The sequence below is a fragment of the Gordonia sp. LUNF6 genome (assembly GCF_047041125.1).
Taxonomy (GTDB): Bacteria; Actinomycetota; Actinomycetes; order Mycobacteriales; family Mycobacteriaceae; genus Gordonia; species Gordonia sihwensis.
Map to the genome: position 1 here is coordinate 2,268,639 of NZ_CP178181.1, position 18,738 is coordinate 2,287,376.

Here is an 18,738-nt window from a genome sequence, read left to right on the forward strand (position 1 = left end):
GGTAACATGGAACGACTGTGACAGCGCCACACCCCCGTTCCGTGCCCTCCGACCCCACGCCGGCCGACACCGCATCCGATCCGCGCCTCGCGCAGGAGCAAGTCCATCTGGATGCGGTGTACGGCCGGCTCGACCGCATGCGTGCCAACGCCAAGCGCAGGCTGAGCGAGACTCTCCGCGAGTCGGCCGGCACACCGCAAGCGCTCTCCGAACGCGAGTCGTACGAACGGATGTACCAGGAGGACCTGGTCAAGATCGACGCCGCCGAACACAACCTGTACTTCGGTCGGCTCGACATGACCGACGGCACCGACACCGACACCGTCCGGCGCATCGGCCGGATCGGAATCCTCGACGACGACGAGCAGGACACGACGCTGCTCCTCGACTGGCGCGCCCCGCTGGCCCGGCCCTTCTACCTCGCGACCCCCGCGTCACCGGAAGACGTGGAACGCCGCAGGCACATCCGGACGCGGTCGCGTGCGGTCCGATCCGTGTCCGACGAGTACCTCGCATCCGGCCGCATCGAGACGAGCTCCGACGGCGCCGAGCTCGGCGGCAACGTCGTCAACGAGGCCGCCCTGGTGGACGCTCTCAACGCCGCTCGCACGGGCGAGATGACCGACATCGTCGAGACGATCCAACGCGAGCAGGACGAGATCATCCGCTCCACGCATCGCGGCGTCACGGTGGTCCAGGGCGGGCCGGGCACCGGTAAGACCGCGGTAGCGCTGCACCGCGCCGCATACCTGCTGTACACCTACCGCGACATGCTCTCGCGCAGCGGTGTGCTCATCATCGGGCCGAACGCCGATTTCCTTCAGTACATCGGCCAGGTTCTTCCCTCGCTCGGCGAGACGGGAGTCCTGCTCTCCACCGTCGGAGACCTGTTCCCCGATGTGCGCGCGCGGGCCAGAGACTCCCGCACCGCAACCGCGCTGAAAGGCGACCAGCGGATGCTGAACGTGCTCCGCGCCGCGGTCCGCGCCAAACAGGCGCTCCCCGGCCGCGGTGTCACCGTCCCGTTCGACGGCTATGAGCTGCCGATCGACGCCGAGGTGGTCAAGGCTGCGCGGGCGCACGCGCGGTCCACGCGACGGGCCCACAATCTCGCGCAGCGCGCCTTCCTGCGGGCGGCGCTCGACGAACTCGCAGAGGTGCACGCCCGCCAGGTGGGAGCAGACCCGCTAGACGGCAGCCAACTGCTCACCAGCGCCGATCTGGAGGACATCCGCCGGGAACTGGAGTCCGATCCCCACGTCGTCCAGGCGCTCGGCGAATTCTGGCCTGCCTTGACACCGCAAGGGGTTCTCCGCGAGCTCTACGACGACCCCGCACTCCTGCGGAAGTCGACGCGCGGTTGGACCGACGAGGAACGCGACGCACTCCGTCGCGATGCGCATCCCCTGCGCGACGGCGCCGACTTCTCTCCCGCCGACGTCCCGCTGCTCGACGAACTCGCGGAACTGATCGGATACCGTACCGACGAGGCCGAACAGGTCCAACGCGCGCAGTGGCGGCAACGGCTCGCCGAAGCCCAGGACGCCCTCGACATCCTGACCGGTTCGGCACCGCAGGATCTGGAGGACGACCTCGACCCCGAGATCCTGATGGCGTACGACCTGATCGACGCCGAGCAACTGGCCGAACGGCAGGTGCACACCACGAGCCGGACCACCGCCGAGCGGGCCCACGACGACCGGACCTGGACCTTCGGGCACGTCATCGTCGACGAGGCGCAGGAACTCTCCTCGATGGCGTGGCGAATGGTGATGCGGCGGATTCCCAATCGCTGGATGACCGTCATCGGCGACACCGCCCAGACGGGCGATGCCGCGGGCGCCGATTCCTGGCGCGAGGTCTTCGAACCCTACGTCGCCGACCGCTGGCGACTTCACGAACTGACCGTCAACTATCGCACTCCGTCGGAGATCACCCGGTACGCCAACCGTGTTCTGAACTGGATCAATCCGGATCAAGCACCGCCGGAGTCGTTGCGCTCCAACGGGATCGAGCCATACGCGATCCGATCCGACGATGCCGCCGCCGCGGCAGTCGCGCTCGCGGAGGGCTCCCGCTGGCCCGGCCTCACCACGATCATCGCCTCGGACGGCACCGCCGAGGACGTCCGCGCACTCGCGTCGCCCGGCGATCGGGCCACGGTGCACGCGATCACCGCGGCGAAGGGTCTGGAGTTCGACAACGTGATCCTGCTCGAGCCCGCCGACCTGATCGCGGAGTCGCCGCGCGGATACAACGACCTGTACGTGGCGCTCACCCGAGCCACCCAGCGTCTGGTGGTGGTACACGCGCGCGCCCTGCCGCCCGACCTCGCCGACCTCCCGGACGACCTCCCGCACGAATGACGAGAACGGAGCCCGGCCGAGCCGCGTGAGGCGGTTCGGCCGGGCTCCGGTTGACCGTGGCGGTCGATACGAATCGCCCCGCGTCGTGCCGGTCTACGTGGTGTGGACGATCAGGACATCGCAGGCGGCCTTGCGCGCGACGTCGGCCGGGACCGAACCCAGCAGGCGGCCGGCGATCGAGTTCAGGCCCTTGTTGCCGACCACCAGCAGATCCGCCTGCACGTCGACGACGAGCTGCAGAAGCGCGTCGACCGGGGCGCCCTGCACCGCACGCTGGACCACCTTGGTGGCACCGGCCTTGACGGCCCGCTCCTTCGCGGTGCGGAGGATCTCCTCGGTCGGCGACGATCCCATCACCTGGTACGCCTCGTCACGCAGCGTGTCCGACGCGGCGGCGGCCGCCTTCCCGTCGTTCGGGAAGTACGCGCACGCGATGACGACGGTTGCGTCCCCGGCGATCGCTCCAGCACGCTCGACTGCCTTCATCGACGACTCCGAGCCGTCCGTGCCGACCACGACTGTGGTGTAACCGCTCATGCCTGTCTTTCCCTCCAGAAGCGACGTGGGGCCGATATGTGAACGATCTCCGCATCCGGCCTCGGAATGCCTTACCGGTCATGAACATACCTTGACTCACCGCGGATCTGCGTCACTTGATCCCTGCGGCGTCCATTCCGCGCAGTTCCTTCTTGAGATCTGCGATCTCGTCACGCAGGCGTGCCGCCAACTCGAACTGCAGATCACGGGCCGCATTCATCATCTGCTCGGTGAGTTGTTGCACCAGATCGGCCAGTTCCGCGCGGGGCATGGCCGATGTGTCCCGATTCTCGATGACCCCCGAGGTTGCGACCTTCGACACTTCGCCCTGCGCGCGTCGCCCTCGACTGGCGTTGCGTCCTGAGCCGCCGATCTCCACCGCGTCCTCGGCCTCCGCGTACACCTGGTCGAGGATGTCGGCGATCTTCTTCCGCAGCGGCTGCGGGTCGACCCCCTTCTCCTCGTTGTAGGCGATCTGCTTGGCACGACGCCGGTCGGTCTCCTCGATCGCATTCGCCATCGAATCGGTGATCTTGTCGGCGTACATGTGGACCTCGCCCGAGACGTTTCGGGCGGCGCGACCGATGGTCTGGATCAGCGATGTGGTGCTGCGTAGGAAGCCCTCCTTGTCCGCGTCGAGAATCGCGACCAACGAGACCTCCGGAAGGTCGAGGCCCTCACGGAGCAGGTTGATGCCGACGAGCACGTCGTATTCACCGGTGCGCAGCTGTCTGAGCAACTCCACGCGCCTGAGGGTGTCGACCTCCGAATGCAGGTAGCGCACCCGGATGCCGAGTTCGAGCAGGTAGTCGGTGAGGTCTTCGGCCATCTTCTTGGTGAGGGTGGTGACCAGCACCCGTTCCTGGCGGTCGGTGCGTTCGCGGATCTCGTGCACCAGATCGTCGATCTGTCCCTTGGTCGGCTTCACCACGATCTGCGGATCGAGCAGGCCGGTCGGTCGGATGACCTGCTCGACGAACTCGCCTCCGGACTGGCCGAGCTCGTAGGGTCCCGGCGTGGCGGACAGATACACGGTCTGTCCGACTCGGTCGACGAACTCGTCCCACGTGAGCGGACGGTTGTCGACGGCGGACGGCAGACGGAACCCGTATTCGACCAGATTGCGCTTGCGGGACATGTCGCCCTCATACATCGCGCCGATCTGCGGGACAGTCACATGAGACTCGTCGATCACCAGGAGGAAGTCGTCCGGGAAGTAGTCGAGCAGGGTCGCCGGGGCGGTCCCCGGTCCGCGGCCGTCGATATGGCGCGAGTAGTTCTCGATACCCGAGCAGAAGCCGACCTGACGCATCATCTCGAGGTCGTACGTGGTCCGCATCCGCAGTCGTTGCGCTTCGAGCAGCTTGCCCTTGGCCTCGAGGTCGGCGAGCCGCTCCTCGAGTTCCTTCTCGATGCTCGCCATCGCGACCGCCATCCGTTCCGGACCGGCGACGTAGTGGGTCGCGGGAAAGATTCTCAGCGAGTCGACCTTGCGCACCACCTCACCGGTCAGCGGATGCAGATAATAGAGCGCGTCGACCTCGTCGCCGAAGAACTCGATCCGGACCGCGAGCTCCTCATACGAGGGGATGATCTCGACGGTATCGCCCCGTACGCGGAACCCGCCACGGGTGAACGCGACGTCGTTCCGCGTGTACTGGACGTCGACCAGCAGCCGCAGCAGCGCGTCGCGGTCGATCGAGTCGCCGACGGACAGTTCCACCGAGCGGTCGAGGTACGACTGCGGCGTCCCCAGGCCGTAGATGCAGGACACGGACGCGACCACCACCACGTCTCGGCGCGACAGCAGACTCGACGTGGCCGCGTGCCGGAGCCGCTCCACGTCGTCGTTGATCGAGCTGTCCTTCTCGATGTAGGTGTCCGTCTGCGCGATGTACGCCTCGGGCTGGTAGTAGTCGTAGTACGAGACGAAGTACTCGACGGCGTTGTGCGGCAACATCTCTCGCAACTCGTTCGCGAGCTGAGCGGCAAGCGTCTTGTTGGGCGCCATTACCAGGGTGGGCCGCTGCACGCGCTCGATGAGCCACGCGGTGGTCGCCGACTTGCCCGTGCCGGTGGCACCGAGCAGGACGATGTCGCGTTCACCGGCCTTGAGCCGTCGCTCCAGGTCTGCGATCGCGGTCGGCTGGTCGCCCGCCGGCTCGTATTCGCTGACGACCTCGAACTTCGCGTCGGTACGCTCGATCTCTCCGATCGGCCGGAACTCCGAGTGCGCGATCACCGGTTTCTCCGCTGGGAATGCCATGACACCAGGGTAGACGCGTGGTCTGACATGGGCCGGATCGAAACGAGGGCGCCCTGGAGGGGTAGTCGATGTCCGACCCCTGGTGCAGAATCGCCGTACAGCCAATCGGTCCTCGGAGGTCGCCATGACAGTTCCCGCCGTTCCACCTCCCGTCAGCGCGATCACTCTCGGCGTCCGCGACGTCGAGCGGTCGACGACGTTCTATGCCGATGGACTCGGCTTCCGCGTCCTGAACTCGATCCCCGGCGAGATCACGTTCCTGCAGATCGGCCCCGGCTTGATGCTCGCACTGTGGAACGTCTCCTCCATGCCCGGCGAGTACGGCGCTGTGGGTCACGGCGAGCTCGCCCCGCCGATGTCGCTCGGACACAACGTCGGCGACGCCGCCACCGTGCGGCGCATGTTCGACGCGGCCGTCGCCGCCGGCGCGTCAGCGATCAACCCGCCGACGGCTCGGGAGTGGGGCGGCACCAGCGCATGCGTCGCCGACCCGGACGGCTTCCGGTGGGACTTCGTATGGAACCCGGCCTTCTCCGTCGACGACGACGGAACCATCCGCGGCGTCTGACCGCACCGGCACTCGGGCTGCGCGATGATGAATCCGCATCGACTCGCTACCGAAGGGACCGACCAGCCATGTCTTCTGACACCCCGACCTCAACCAGCCCCGCGGGCGTCTCGCGCCGGACCTTTGTCGCGGGCGCGGGTGCCACCGCCGGAGCCCTGACTCTCGGCGTCGCGCTGAGCGCGTGCGGTTCGCGCGAGTCCGCTCCGGCGGGCGTGACCCCGCCGTCCGGAGCCCCGGCCGGCACGCTGGCCACCGTCTCCGACGTCCCCGTCGGCGGTGGGGTGATCGCCGGTGACGTGGTGATCACCCAGCCGAGAGCGGGCGATTACCAAGCGTTCAACGCTACGTGCACGCATGCGGGCTGCACCCTCTCCGGAGTCAGCGACGGCACCATCGACTGCCCGTGCCACGGCAGTAAGTTCCACCTCGACGGCACCGTCGCGAACGGCCCCGCCGACCGGCCGCTCAGCAAGGTCTCGGTGCGAGTCGACGGTTCCAACATCATCCGGCAGTGACGCCGCGGGCCTTGTGCTCAGTGCACAATCACCGCCGCGAATTCTGGCTTCGCAGGCCGTAGCCCGCCCACGAACACCTTTCTAGTGTTGTCTCTCACAACATCAATGAAAGGTGACCCACGTGACTCCGACCGCGTCGTACTTCCCCTGGGACAATGCCGTTCGAGGCGAGGCACCGTGCATTCGAGACGACCGCCACGAACACTCGTATGCGGCGTTCGCGACTCGGGTCGACGCTTGCGCAGAACAACTCGCCGCACGCGGCGTCGTCGCGGGCGACGTCGTGGCCGCGATGCTGCCGAATCGTGCGGAACTGATCGTGGTGATGGCCGCCGCGTGGCGGCTCGGCGCGACCGCGACGCCGGTCAATCCGGCGTTCACCGACGAGGAGTCCACCCATCAGCTCGACGATGCCGGCGCGAGAGTCGTGGTCGCCGACCGTGCCGTCGGCGACCGGCCCGTCCTCGACGTGGAGGACCTCGCCCTCGAACCGAGTTCCGGGTGGATCGCGCCTGCGGCCCCGCCGCGTGATGCGGTGGCCCTGCTGATCTACACATCCGGGTCCACCGGGCGCCCCAAGGGCGTGCAGCTGACCCACGCCAACCTGCACTTCATGGCGACGTCGATGGTGCGGTTGCTGGAACTGACGGCCGCCGATCACGCCCTCCTCATTCTGCCGCTCTTCCACGTGAACGCGATCTGCGTGTCCGTCCTCTCACCGTTCCTCGCAGGCGCTCAGGTCAGCATCACCGGACGGTTCTCCGTGAGCAGGTTCTTCGACGACGTGCGTCGCCTGCGGCCCACGTACTTCTCCGGTGTCCCCACCGTCTACGCGCTCCTCGCGTCCTCCTCCGACTCCGCCGACGCCGACATGTCCTCGATCCGAGTCGCGATCTGCGGTGCGGCTCCGATCTCGCGAGAGCTCCTCACGCTGGTCCAGTCGCGGTTCGCGTTCCCGATCCTCGAGGGCTACGGACTCACCGAAGCCACATGCGCCAGCGCCTGCAATCCGCTGCGCGGCGAACGCCGGCTCGGCACGGTGGGACCCGCCCTGCCCGGCCAGACGATCGCCGTCGTGGACGCCGAGGGCCGCGCGCTGCCCGCAGGCGAGACGGGCGAGATCGTGATCAGCGGTCCGGCGGTGATGCTCGGCTACCTCGGCCGGCCCGGCGCGACCGCTGACGTCCTCGTCGACGGGCGGCTGCACACCGGTGACGTCGGACGCCTCGACGCCGACGGCTACCTCACCGTGGTCGACCGCATCAAGGACATGATCATCCGCGGCGGCGAGAACCTGTATCCGAAGGAGATCGAGGCGGCGCTCGCGACGCACCCGGACGTCCTCGAGTGCGCCGTCGTCGGCGCACCGGACAGCCTGTACGGAGAAGTGCCCGTCGCCTACGTCGTCCGCCATCCCGGCGCCACCGTGGACTCCCATGAGATCACCGCGCACCTCGCCGGGCGGCTGGCGCGGGTCAAACTCCCCGACGCCGTCCACATCGTCACCGAACTCCCCCGCAACCCGGTCGGCAAGATCGACAAGCCCGCCCTCCGTCGCGGGCTCGTCTCCAGCTGACGCTCTCGCACCCCGACTTCCCGCACGCCGCGCACGCCGCGGCGCGATACCCCCTGTCCGGCGAACACCTGCTCTCCGCTCTCTCCCTACACGATTGGAGTGACCAACCATGGGTCTCACGCAACCCGACTTCCCGCCGGTCGATCCGGCGACCTTCCGCCGGCGACCGCTGCTGGACCGCCTGCGCGTGCTCAGCACGCACTGGGCCGAGTACGGCTTCGGTACGCAGAAGGCGGTTCACCTCATCTACCTCGCCAAAGTCCTCATCCTCTACATCGGTGTCGGCGTCACGATCGCCACGCTGAGCTCGGGCCACTCGCCGCTGGCCGTCTCGGAGTGGTGGAACCAGCCGGTGGTGTATCAGAAGCTGGTCCTCTGGACACTCCTCGTCGAGACGCTGGGCGTCGGCGGCTCGTGGGGACCGCTGGCCGGGCACTTCAAGCCGATGACCGGCGGCGCGCTGTTCTGGCTCCGGCCCCGGACCATCCGGCTGCCACCGTGGCCGGACAGAGTTCCCTTCACCAAGGGTGACTCCCGAACCCTCTTCGACGTCGCGCTCTACGCGGCGATCGTCGTGAACCTCGTCGTGGCACTGTTCCTGCCCACCGTGCACGGGAGCCGGCTCGACGCTCTGGTGCCGGGCAATCACGGTCTCGTGGATCCGGCCGTGCTCTATCCCTACCTCGCGATGATGGTGATCCTGGGGCTGCGGGACAAGGCGCCGTTCATCGCGGCGCGATCAGAGCAGTATCTGCCTGCGGTGGCCTTCTTCGCCTTCCTGCCCTTCGTCGACATGATCCTCGCGCTCAAACTGCTCATCGTGGTGGTGTGGGTCGGTGCCGGCGTCTCGAAGATGGGCAAGCACTTCTCCATGGTGATCGGGCCGATGATGTCGAACACGCCGTGGCTCGCCCTGAAGTCGGTCAAACGCCTCAACTATCGCTCGTTCCCCGACGACCTGCGTCCGTCGAAGATCGCCGGGTTGCTCGGCCACGTACTCGGCACCGTCGTCGAGATCGCCACTCCCCTGGTCCTGCTGTTCTCAGCCGATCGGACACTCACCGCGGCGGCCGTGGTCCTGATGGTCTGCTTCCATCTGTTCATCTTCTCGACGTTCCCGCTGGCGGTCCCGCTCGAGTGGAACATCCTCTTCGCCTACAGCGCGGTCTTCCTGTTCCTCGGCTTTCCGGCATGGGACGGCTACGCCCTGTCCGACACCGGCTCACCCTGGCTGATCGTGCTGATCGCGGTGGCGCTGCTGGTATTCCCGGTCCTCGGCAATCTGCGCCCCGACCTCGTCTCCTTCCTCCCGTCGATGCGGCAGTACGCAGGCAACTGGGCGGCGGCCACCTGGGCCTTCGCGCCCGGCGCCGAGGAGAAGCTCAACCGCCACGTGGTGCGCTCCTCGCTCAACACGAAGACGCAGCTCACGGCGACGTTCCCGGACGAGGTCGCCGACGTGGTGATGCACCAGATGCTCGCCTGGCGATCGATGCACAGCCAGGGCCGCGGCCTGCTGTCGCTGATGCAGCGGCATCTCGGCGACGACCGGATGAACACCTACGACCTGCGCGAAGCCGAGTTCTCCTGCAACTCGCTGGTCGCGTTCAACTTCGGTGACGGCCATCTCCACGACACCAAGATGATCGCCGCCCTGCAACGTCGCTGTGGATTCGCACCGGGCGAGTTCACCGTGGTGTGGGCCGAGTCCCAGCCCATCCACCGTGGAACCCAGGACTATCTGATCATCGACGCCGCACTCGGTGTCGTGGAGCGCGGCCGGTGGCGGGTCCGCGACGCGGTGAACGAACAGCCGTGGCTGCCGCACGGCCCGATCCCGGTGGAGGTGACCTGGCGTCGCGAGTTCGCGAGCCCGCATCCGGGCATTGACGCCTATACCAGCGTCGACCAGGCTGAGACCGTGAATCATCAAGCCGGACCCCGCACTTCGACGGAGACGGAGACAGTCGCGAAGACGGACACGCCGGCGGAGACGGATACGCCTGCGGCGGAGACCGTCTGATGTCCACCGCGGTCATCGTCGGCGGCGGGCCCAACGGGCTCGCCGCCGGGCTGCAGCTCGCACGCAACGGCGTGAAGGTCCAGGTTCTCGAAGCCGCGGACACCGTCGGCGGGGGTGCTCGCTCGGCGGAGTCGCTGGTGCCGGGTGTGATCCACGACCTGTGCTCGGCGTTTCATCCGATGGGGGTGGGTTCGCCGTTCTGGAGGGAGATCGATCTCGGCCGCTACGGCTTACGATGGCGCCGGCCCGAGATCGACTGCGCCCATCCCCTCGACTCCGGTGAGACCGCGCTGCTGTTCCGGTCGATCACCGAGACCGCGGACGGGCTGGGCGCCGACGGGCGCCGTTGGCGCGCCGCCCTCGGGGATCTCGCCAGGAACTTCGACGATCTCGGACACGATCTGCTGCGGCCGATCGCCCATGCACCCGTCCACCCGTTCGAACTCGCGGCCTTCGGCCCGCGGGCGCTGCTCCCGGTGTCAGTGATGGCCAGGCTGTTTCGCACCCCCGCCGGGCGTGCACTCTACGGCGGCATCGCCGCCCACGTGTACACCGACTTCGACCGACCGCTGACCGCCTCGCTGGGCTTGATGATCGCTGCGAGCGGGCACCGATACGGCTGGCCGGTGGCCGAAGGCGGCTCCGGCTCCATCATCGCCGCGGTCGCGGCCGCCCTGGCCGATCACGGCGGCACGATCGAGACCGGTGTCACCATCACGTCCCGCGATCAGATCCCCGCCGCCGATGTCGTGCTGCTAGACCTCTCTCCCGCACAGGCCGAACGGCTCTACGGAGACCGGATGCCGCCGCGTATCCGGCGCGCTTACCGCAGGTACCGGGTCGGTGCCGCCGCGTTCAAGGTCGATTTCGCGATTCGCGGCGACATCCCGTGGCGCGATAAGGACTGCGGACGTGCGGGCACGGTCCATCTGGGCGGGACCTTCGAGGAGATCAGGCGCGCCGAGAAGCTCCGTGACCGGGGAGTCCTGCCCGACCGGCCGTTCGTCCTGGTCGGACAGCAATACATCGCCGATCCGACGCGCAGTTCGGCGGGGATCAATCCGATCTGGTCGTACGCGCACGTTCCGGCCGGTTACTCCGGCGACGCGACGCAGCAAGTGATCTCGCAGATCGAGCGGTTCGCGCCCGGATTCCGCGACACCATTGTGGACATGAAGACCACGACGGTCCCCCAGATGGCCGCGTACAACCGTAATTACGCCGAAGGCGACATCATGGGCGGGGCCAATGACGGCCTGCAGCTCCTGTTTCGTCCCAGGGCAGCGTTGGATCCGTACTCGACCGGTGTGGACGGGGTGTTCCTGTGCTCGCAGTCCACACCGCCCGGCCCCGGCGTCCACGGTCTGTGCGGCTATCACGCGGCCGGGTCGGCGTTGCGGCATCTGCGACGGGCGGGCGACGGGCGACGACGGTGACCGAGATCGTCCGTGCCCGGGCCGCGGAGGTCGGCCGAGCGCTCGGCGCCGGACACCTGGCACTCTCGGACGTCGTCGCCGAGGCACTGGCGCGCGGGATCGCACCGCTCGACACCGATCCGGTGCTGGTCGAGATGCTCGAGGCCAGTGTCCACGCCAACGTGACCAACATCGTCCACATCCTGACCAACGACATTCCGCTGGCTCATCTGCAGCCGCCGACCGCGGCCGTCGAATACGCGCTGCGTCTGGCTCAGCGCGACATTCCGTCGAACGCGCTGGTCCGGGCCTACCACATGGGCCAGAACCTGGTTCAGCAGCGCTGCTACCGACTCATCGCCGACCAGCACCTGGGTGCGGCCGAGACCGTCGAGCTGACCGAGTACGTCTCGACCGTGCTGTATCGCTACATCGACTGGATCACCGCCGCGGTGTTCGAAGTGTACGAGGACGAACGGCGCAGGTGGATCGGGACGCAGGGCACCGTTCTGTCCTCGACGGTGCACAATCTCCTCGCGGCTCCCGAAGCCGGCGCGGCCACATTCGAACGCGAGACCGGTTACCGCCTCGATCGGGTGCATCGCGCGATCATCCTGTGGCTCACCGAACGCGCGTCCCTGGAACTGGCGGACCTCGATCGGGTGGCGCGCCGAGTCTTCGCCGGAATCGGGTCGGCGGCACCGGCGCTCATCGCTCCGGTCGACGCCTCCACCCTCTGGGCGTGGGTGCCCCTGGCGGACCGTGCGCGCGGCGTGGACGCCGTCGCCGCCCTGCGGACCGCCTCACTGCCGGAGGGTGTGCGGATGGCGTTCGGCGACGCTGCGCCGGGGACCGCCGGATTCTGCCGGAGTCACGAGCAGTCGCGCGCCGCATTCACCGTCGCGCATCTGCCGGACAGCCCGACCGGCCAGGTGACCGGCTTCGGGGATCGCGGGATCGCGCTGGCGGCGATGCTGGAACGCGACATCGAGCACACGCGGCCGTGGGTCCGCGAAGTCCTCGGCGACCTAGCGGAAGACAGCCCGTCGGCCGCGTCGCTGCGGGAAACCCTGGCCGTCTTTCTCGCGACGGGCGACAGTCACGTGCGGACCGCCGAACGGCTCAGCCTCCACCGGAACAGCGTCAAGTACCGCATCGACAAGGCGCTGGCGACCGTCGGGCCGGACCACGACCGGCTAGACGTGGGGTTGGCGCTGACCGCGTGCGAGTTCCTCGGCCCGATGGTGCTCATCGCACGATGACGCCGTTCCGCACCGCCGGCCGTCCGTCGCTGTGACAAGCTGGGCGCATGGCCGATCTGCATCCGCCCAAGCGCGAGGTCTTCGACGTCCCCGCGATGACGAACACCGATAACAAGGGCGTCGTGCGCGAGGTGCTCGACTACCGCGTCACCGACTTCGGGCTGTACATGTCGCGCACCGCCGACCATCCGCGCTTCACTCATCTGGAGAGCTGGCTGCTGCCGTCTCTCGGACTGCGCGCCAACATCTTCCACTTCGTGGCCGGCCACCGCCCGGGGCAACGCCTGTATCTCGATATCGGCGAGTTCTCCGGTCCCGACGAGGCGAGCCGCTGGCACGCGGTCGACTGGTATCTGGATCTCGTAGACGTTCCGGGCGAACCGCTCGCGCTGATCGACGTGGACGAATTGTTCGACGCGCATGCCGCCGGGTTCCTGACCACCGCACAGGCCGAAGACGCCGTGCGGATCGCGACGACGGCGCTGATCGGCGCGACGACCTCGGGAGATGTGCAGTCGTGGCTCGACGCGCAGGCGGGTACACCACTCGAATGGCTCGATCGAGCCTGATCGCCGGTATCGGGCGAACGTGTGACAGACTCCCCTACGGTTCTCATCTGCCTCACAGGAAGTCCGCCGTCGATGACGCCTCCCACCCCGCCCCACCAGCCCGAGCCGGCCGGCCGACAACCTGCGCCGTATCCGCAGCCCGAACCTCAGCCTCAACCGTATCCTCAGTACGGACAGCCTTACCCGCAGCCGCAAGCGCCCGTCGGCGGGTTCGCTCCCGTCCCCGGCACGCCGGGCTATCCGCCGCCGCCGCCGAAGAAGAACGGGATCCGACGCGTCGTCATCGTCGCCGTCATCCTCCTCGCAGTGGTGATCGCCGGAGCCGTAGCTGCGACGATCCTGAAGGACAAGGACAGCGGGACGAGCGTCGACTCGAGCCCCATCGGTTCGTGCATCACGGTGGACGGATCGACCACCGATGTGACGACCGCCGCCATCGACTGCGCCGACACGAGCTCGGTCTCGTACATCGTCGGCGCCAAACTGGACTCCCAGGCGGCATGCGAAGCCGGCCACTACAACTACTACGTGTACGAATACGGCACCGGCGCAGCAGACAAGGTGATGTGCCTGATCCCGAACTACCGGGTGGGCACGTGCTACGAGGAATCGACCATCTCGATCGGCGCCGACCTCAAGACCGTCGCCTGTTCGACGCCCTCGTCGAGCCTGACCGCCCGATACAAGATCACCGAGCGGGCCGAGTCCGCGAACGTGCCGAACTGCACCGATTCCGAGAAGCAGAAGGCGTTCACCTACGAGGTGCAGACCGATCCGGCGCGCCGGATCGGCTTCTGCGCCGAGATTCAGGGCGACGGGTACGGCTGGAAGTAGCCCGTCCCGGCACCGGCCTCATCCGACCGATCGCGCACCCGCACTCATCCGCGGATGATGCCGGCGATCAGTCGGGTGAGGCCGAACTCGTATGCGTGGTCGGCGTTTCCCGGGCCGGCGAACTCCTCGCCCACGGCGGTGCCGACCCGGGACGAGATCGGATACCGCCCCTCGGGCATCGCATCGGCGAGCAATGGCCCGGCCGTCTCCCACCACTGTTCGTCGGTCATTCCCGAGTTCGCGTACGTCACCATCTGGTCGATCCGCGAGCGGGCATTGCCGATGGCGAAGGCTCGCAGCGAAGCGATCACCGCGTCCAGCTCCACATCGCCGAAGTGCTTCCCCGACCTGGCCCCGGCCGCCGCGACGGCGGAGAGCTGGACCTCGTATCTATGCGAGGAGCCCGGTCCCGGGACCGGGCGCCACGCAGGGACGTCGAGCAGCCACGGATGCCGGAGGATCTCGTCACGGTACTGATCGGCAACCGCCCGCAGCACTGCGTCGATAGTCGCGCTCGTGTCGATCGCGGTGTCTTCGACCGCCACCGCGTCGACCATCAGAGCCAGCAGAATCTCCCGGTTCGGCACATACGTGTAGAGCCCCATCGGCTTGAGTCCGACGTCCGCGGCGAGCACCCGCATCGACAGCTGCGCCAGCCCGTTCGCATCGGCGATCGCCACCGCCGCCCGCACCACCGCCTCAACGGTGGTGCGCTGCCGCGGTCCCGGCCGGACCTGAACATCACTCGGTGCCCGCCACAGCAGTTCGACGGTGCGCCGCACGTTCTCGGTCTCGTCCGCCATCCTCGACAATCCTCTCCGTAAGGCGTACGGTATCACTTCCGTACATCGTACGCCATCCCCACAGGTTCTCGGAGGAGACATTCTGACCAGGCAGAACGTACCCCTGCACGCCACCTATCTGACCGACCGGCATGCGTTCGCACTGTGGGCGCCTTCGGTGTCCGCAGGGCGAACGCATACCCTTCGCATTCCGCTGCCCTCCGGGCACGGGCCCACGGCAGGCCTCGTCCCCTCGAACGTCGCCTGCCGGATCGTCGACGCCGACCGCCTGCCCGCCTGCCAGACCCCGTCGGCGCAGGCCTGGTCGCGCATCGCTGCCGACCCGGACGCGGACGTCGAGTTGCCTCCCGCCGCGCACGCGGTCCTGAACGCGACCGGTGACGCCGCGACCTCGGCCGCCTACGCTCGTGCGGTCTTCGTCGACACCCTCGCCGCGGCCGAGTCGCTCCGGCCCCTGCTCACCGCGGACCTGCGCGCCTACCAGCTGCGCGGCGTCACCTGGCTCGCCGAGGTATGCGCGGAGGGCGGCGGCATCCTCGCCGACGAGATGGGGCTGGGCAAGACGTTGCAGACCATCGCTCACCTGGCCCGCGCCGGCCACGGGCCGGCGCTGGTGGTGTGTCCCACCGGCCTCGTGACGAACTGGATTCGCGAGATACGCCGCTGGACTCCCGGTCTGGAGGCCACCGACTTCCGCGGTGGCGAACTGCCACCGCCCGGCGACCGCACCGTTGTCGTGACCGGGTATCCCACCCTTCGCCGTCACACCGGCGCACTCGCCGCAGTGAGATGGGCCACCGCCGTATTCGACGAAGCGCAGGCGCTCAAGAACAGCCGGACCCAGGTCTCGCGCGCCGCGCGGGCGATCACCGCCGACGCACGGATCGCGCTCACCGGGACGCCGATCGAGAACAATCTCGACGAACTCTGGTCGGTGCTGAACCTGGTCGCGCCCAGCGCCTTCGGCAACCGCGCGCTCTTCCGCCGCCGCTACACGCTGCCGATCCAGAACGGCTCGGCCACGGCCAAGCACCGTCTGCACGATGCGATCTCGGGACACATTCTGCGACGCACCAAGAGCGAGGTCGCCGCTAACCTCGGACCCAAGATCGAGACGGACGTGCAGTGCGACCTCACCGAGGAACAGGGCAGGATCTACGACGCGATCCTCGACCGCGCCGAGGCAGAGGGATTCGGAGCCGGGATGGCGCGACGCGGCGCGATCCTGGCGGCCCTGACCCGGCTCAAGCAGGTCTGCAATCATCCGGGTCTGATCGCTTCCGGACCGGTCACCGGTCGTGTGGAGGGTCGTTCGGGAAAGCTCGACGTCGCCGCGGAGATCGTCGGTACCAACGTCGAGAACGGTTCGCCAACCGTCGTGTTCACGCAGTACCGCCAGACCGGTGAACTGCTCGCCGCTCATTTCGGCGACCTCCTCGGAACGCGGGTTCCCTTCCTGCACGGCGGGCTCACGCGGACTGAACGCGACCGGATCGTCGACGAGTATCAGTCGGGCGCGGGTTGCGGCGTTCTCGTCGCGAGCCTCAAGGCCGCCGGCACCGGTCTCACCCTCACCCGCGCGGCCGACGTCGTTCACTTCGATCGATGGTGGAACCCCGCGGTCGAAGCTCAGGCGACCGACCGGGTGCACCGGATCGGCCAGGATCGCATCGTCACCGTCACCACGCTGACCACGGCCGGAACGCTGGAGGAGCACATTGCCACGATGCACCGGAAGAAGGCCGCGCTGGACCTCGACGCCGACGCCGGCGCGCTCGCGGTTCTCACCGAGCTCTCCGACGAACGGCTGATCGAAGTCCTGCGCCGGAACCGAGAGGAGACCGCATGAGTACCAGTAGCACAGAGTTCGGATTCACCGTCTGGGGCCGGGACTTCCTCCGGATCGCGGAGCCGACCCACGTCACCAGGCCGGAGCCCGCCCTGCCGAGAGCGAGGCGCATGGCGCGCAATGCGATGAACGACGTGCACGTGGAGGGACGTCTGATCCGCGGCACCGTCGTCGCAGGCGATGCGGCGTCCGTCGCGTATCTCGAGTTCGCTCCGATGGGACGGGACGCGGCGCGTGCGGTCGCTGACCTGGTCGGTGCCACACCCGGCCCATCCGCGTTGACCGACGAGGTCCACGCCGCACTCGGCCCGCGACCGCCGGAACTCGCAGTGGTCGACTGCTCGTGTCGCGCGCGGTCACCGCGCTGCGTGCACGTCCTCGCGCTGCTCTACGAGACGATTCGCCTGGTCGACGAGGATCCCCGGCTGGCGTTGTCGCTGCGAGGCTTCGGCGACGCTCTCGACGGCGAGGTGCCTGCGGACGACCGCATCGGCCCGTGGACGCCGCTGTCCGCACTGGATCCGGCGACGTTCTACGGGTGAGGCGCGGCCCCGCCGGTCGCGTGGCGGATCGGTTCACGATTGCGCGACACCGGTCAGGAGGCGTAGCGGGCGATCCAGCCGGGTCCGTAGCCGGTCGAGCCGACCGAGTAGAGAACGCGCCCGACTTGCTGCCAACCGGCATCCCGGTCTGCCGGGTCGATGGTCCACCGCCTGCTTCCGTTCTCGCCGTCGAACGCCGTCAGTCGTGGAGCATTGGGCCGCTGGTGCTCAGCCGGGTCGCCGGCGAACAGCAGTCGCCGACCGTCGAACCCGAACAGCCATGCCCCGAAGTTCGACGTGACGGTTCCACCGGACTCGCCGGTGGCGGCATCGATGAGCCGCCAGGTCTCCGAGTACGCATCGCCGGGCCCGAACTCGCTCGTTCCGACCGCCACGTGTCGTTCGTCGAGGGCGCGGACCTTTGCGATGCCGTCGCCTGTGACCGCTCGGGTCCAGCGCAGCGCGCCAGTGTCAGCGGTGACGACGCCGACCTTGCGCCCGGAGACGACGGGGATCGACTCGGGGTCGACGAGCGGTCGCTCGCGCGGAAAATCTGCGCCCTCGGCCAGCCGCCACCCGATTAATCGACCGGTCCGCCGCCCGGTCTCGTCGTACGTCACGGTCACCGGACTCCCGCCCGCCGGGTCGACCGCGAATCCACCTTCATAGAGCAAGTAGTTCGGTCTCGACGGCTGCCCGACGATCGACGTGCACACCATCATTCCGGTGACCTCGTCCGGCGCGCCACAGCTCGGGGCCATCGACGTCGGTTCACGGTGGACCAGGGTGCCGGTGTCGGCCCGGTAGAAGGAGACGGCACCGTCGTCGGACTCCATCACGATCACCCTGGAGCCGATCACCGACCGCACGGTGCGCTCTCCGGTCGACCCGTTGACCGACCACGAACGCTGCCCCGTCGGCTCGAATCGCGTGATCAACGGTCTCCGGTCCACGGTGGCAGCACCCCTGTCGGGGACCGGGCCCTCCTCGCGGAGTCCGACGCCTGAATCCCTGGGCACCGCAACGACGAATCCGTCATCGACCGACACGATGCTGGGCGTCCCGTGGACGCGGACGGTCTGCACGACGCGCTCGGCACCCGAGGCCAGGTCGAAGAAGGAGACGCGAGCCACGACGTCGCCGCTCAATCGGACGTTCTTCGTACATGCCAGCGTCGGGCCGTCTCCGACGGCGCAGTCGGCCCAGTGACCCGCCTCGCGTCGACTCCACAGCACCTTCCCCGACTGCACGTCGACCGCCGCCAACGTCGTCGTACGCGCGTGCGGCTCGGCAGCGCCGACGACCACCACCACATCATCCGACTGCGCCTTGATCGAGATCGACGCACGTTCATCGGCGGGTTCGTCAGCTCCCAGGACGTCTTCCGCAGTCAGCTTCCACCGTTCACCCGGCGCCGACGGCATGGACTGCAGCGCAATCGGTCCCGGCCCGTACTCGAGATCGTCGTCTCCGCGCGGCCACAACACGACGCCGACCACGACCACCTCGACGATCATCAGGAGAACTACGACGACGGGCAGAACACTCCGATGCGACAGTGGCGGCATATCGCCGATTCAACCATCACGCCGTACGTTGCGGTGACCGATGGT

The 18,738-nt window shown here is 68.2% G+C and carries 15 protein-coding genes; 11 read left to right on the top strand and 4 right to left on the bottom strand.

Features of this window, described 5'->3' with window-relative positions:
* Positions 1 to 41 precede the first annotated feature (41 nt).
* Positions 42 to 2,366, top strand: a complete 2,325-nt coding sequence (locus ACK8HH_RS10615; RefSeq protein WP_045536807.1) for a HelD family protein — start codon at positions 42 to 44, stop codon at positions 2,364 to 2,366.
* 93 nt (positions 2,367 to 2,459) lie between these two features.
* Here ACK8HH_RS10615 and ACK8HH_RS10620 read toward each other — a convergent pair whose 3' ends face one another.
* Positions 2,460 to 2,903: a universal stress protein gene (locus tag ACK8HH_RS10620; protein WP_006895453.1), complete on the bottom strand. Its 444-nt coding sequence runs from the start codon at positions 2,901 to 2,903 to the stop codon at positions 2,460 to 2,462.
* 112 nt (positions 2,904 to 3,015) lie between these two features.
* Positions 3,016 to 5,169, bottom strand: a complete 2,154-nt coding sequence (gene uvrB / locus ACK8HH_RS10625; RefSeq protein ID WP_039867008.1) for an excinuclease ABC subunit UvrB — start codon at positions 5,167 to 5,169, stop codon at positions 3,016 to 3,018.
* 124 nt (positions 5,170 to 5,293) lie between these two features.
* On the opposite strand from uvrB, the gene ACK8HH_RS10630 reads away from it, so the two are divergent.
* From ACK8HH_RS10630 to ACK8HH_RS10665, 8 genes are all read left to right on the top strand, one after another.
* Positions 5,294 to 5,737 (top strand): VOC family protein, encoded by a 444-nt coding sequence (locus tag ACK8HH_RS10630; RefSeq protein WP_278123910.1) that lies wholly within the window; start codon positions 5,294 to 5,296, stop codon positions 5,735 to 5,737.
* Between the two features lie 68 nt (positions 5,738 to 5,805).
* Positions 5,806 to 6,252: a ubiquinol-cytochrome c reductase iron-sulfur subunit gene (locus ACK8HH_RS10635; RefSeq protein WP_006895449.1), complete on the top strand. Its 447-nt coding sequence runs from the start codon at positions 5,806 to 5,808 to the stop codon at positions 6,250 to 6,252.
* A gap of 121 nt (positions 6,253 to 6,373) precedes the next feature.
* Positions 6,374 to 7,828, top strand: coding sequence for a class I adenylate-forming enzyme family protein (locus tag ACK8HH_RS10640; RefSeq protein WP_278123912.1), 1,455 nt, complete (start codon positions 6,374 to 6,376; stop codon positions 7,826 to 7,828).
* 109 nt (positions 7,829 to 7,937) lie between these two features.
* A complete protein-coding gene (locus ACK8HH_RS10645) occupies positions 7,938 to 9,851 on the top strand; it encodes a DUF3556 domain-containing protein (RefSeq protein ID WP_412475172.1) in 1,914 nt (637 codons plus the stop codon).
* Positions 9,851 to 11,287, top strand: coding sequence for a phytoene desaturase family protein (locus ACK8HH_RS10650; RefSeq protein ID WP_062367754.1), 1,437 nt, complete (start codon positions 9,851 to 9,853; stop codon positions 11,285 to 11,287). Before ACK8HH_RS10645 ends, ACK8HH_RS10650 begins: the two co-directional genes overlap by 1 nt.
* Positions 11,284 to 12,528, top strand: a complete 1,245-nt coding sequence (locus ACK8HH_RS10655; RefSeq protein ID WP_062367753.1) for a PucR family transcriptional regulator — start codon at positions 11,284 to 11,286, stop codon at positions 12,526 to 12,528. Before ACK8HH_RS10650 ends, ACK8HH_RS10655 begins: the two co-directional genes overlap by 4 nt.
* A 47-nt stretch (positions 12,529 to 12,575) precedes the next feature.
* Positions 12,576 to 13,097 carry a DUF402 domain-containing protein gene (locus ACK8HH_RS10660; protein ID WP_062367752.1) on the top strand — a complete coding sequence of 174 codons (522 nt, stop codon included), beginning with the start codon at positions 12,576 to 12,578 and terminating at the stop codon, positions 13,095 to 13,097.
* 72 nt (positions 13,098 to 13,169) lie between these two features.
* Positions 13,170 to 13,931, top strand: a complete 762-nt coding sequence (locus ACK8HH_RS10665; protein WP_062367751.1) for a hypothetical protein — start codon at positions 13,170 to 13,172, stop codon at positions 13,929 to 13,931.
* Positions 13,932 to 13,975: 44 nt separating this feature from the next.
* Here ACK8HH_RS10665 and ACK8HH_RS10670 read toward each other — a convergent pair whose 3' ends face one another.
* On the bottom strand, positions 13,976 to 14,734 hold the full coding sequence (locus ACK8HH_RS10670; RefSeq protein ID WP_062367750.1) for a TetR/AcrR family transcriptional regulator C-terminal domain-containing protein: 759 nt from the start codon (positions 14,732 to 14,734) through the stop codon (positions 13,976 to 13,978).
* Positions 14,735 to 14,891: 157 nt separating this feature from the next.
* On the opposite strand from ACK8HH_RS10670, the gene ACK8HH_RS10675 reads away from it, so the two are divergent.
* Both ACK8HH_RS10675 and ACK8HH_RS10680 read left to right on the top strand, forming a co-directional pair.
* Positions 14,892 to 16,583, top strand: coding sequence for a DEAD/DEAH box helicase (locus ACK8HH_RS10675; protein WP_412475173.1), 1,692 nt, complete (start codon positions 14,892 to 14,894; stop codon positions 16,581 to 16,583).
* Positions 16,580 to 17,125: an SWIM zinc finger family protein gene (locus ACK8HH_RS10680; RefSeq protein ID WP_006895437.1), complete on the top strand. Its 546-nt coding sequence runs from the start codon at positions 16,580 to 16,582 to the stop codon at positions 17,123 to 17,125. Before ACK8HH_RS10675 ends, ACK8HH_RS10680 begins: the two co-directional genes overlap by 4 nt.
* 53 nt (positions 17,126 to 17,178) lie before the next feature.
* Here the strand turns inward: ACK8HH_RS10680 and ACK8HH_RS10685 are convergent, their stop codons facing one another.
* Positions 17,179 to 18,693, bottom strand: coding sequence for a PQQ-binding-like beta-propeller repeat protein (locus ACK8HH_RS10685; RefSeq protein WP_062367748.1), 1,515 nt, complete (start codon positions 18,691 to 18,693; stop codon positions 17,179 to 17,181).
* Between the last annotated feature and the right edge of the window lie 45 nt (positions 18,694 to 18,738).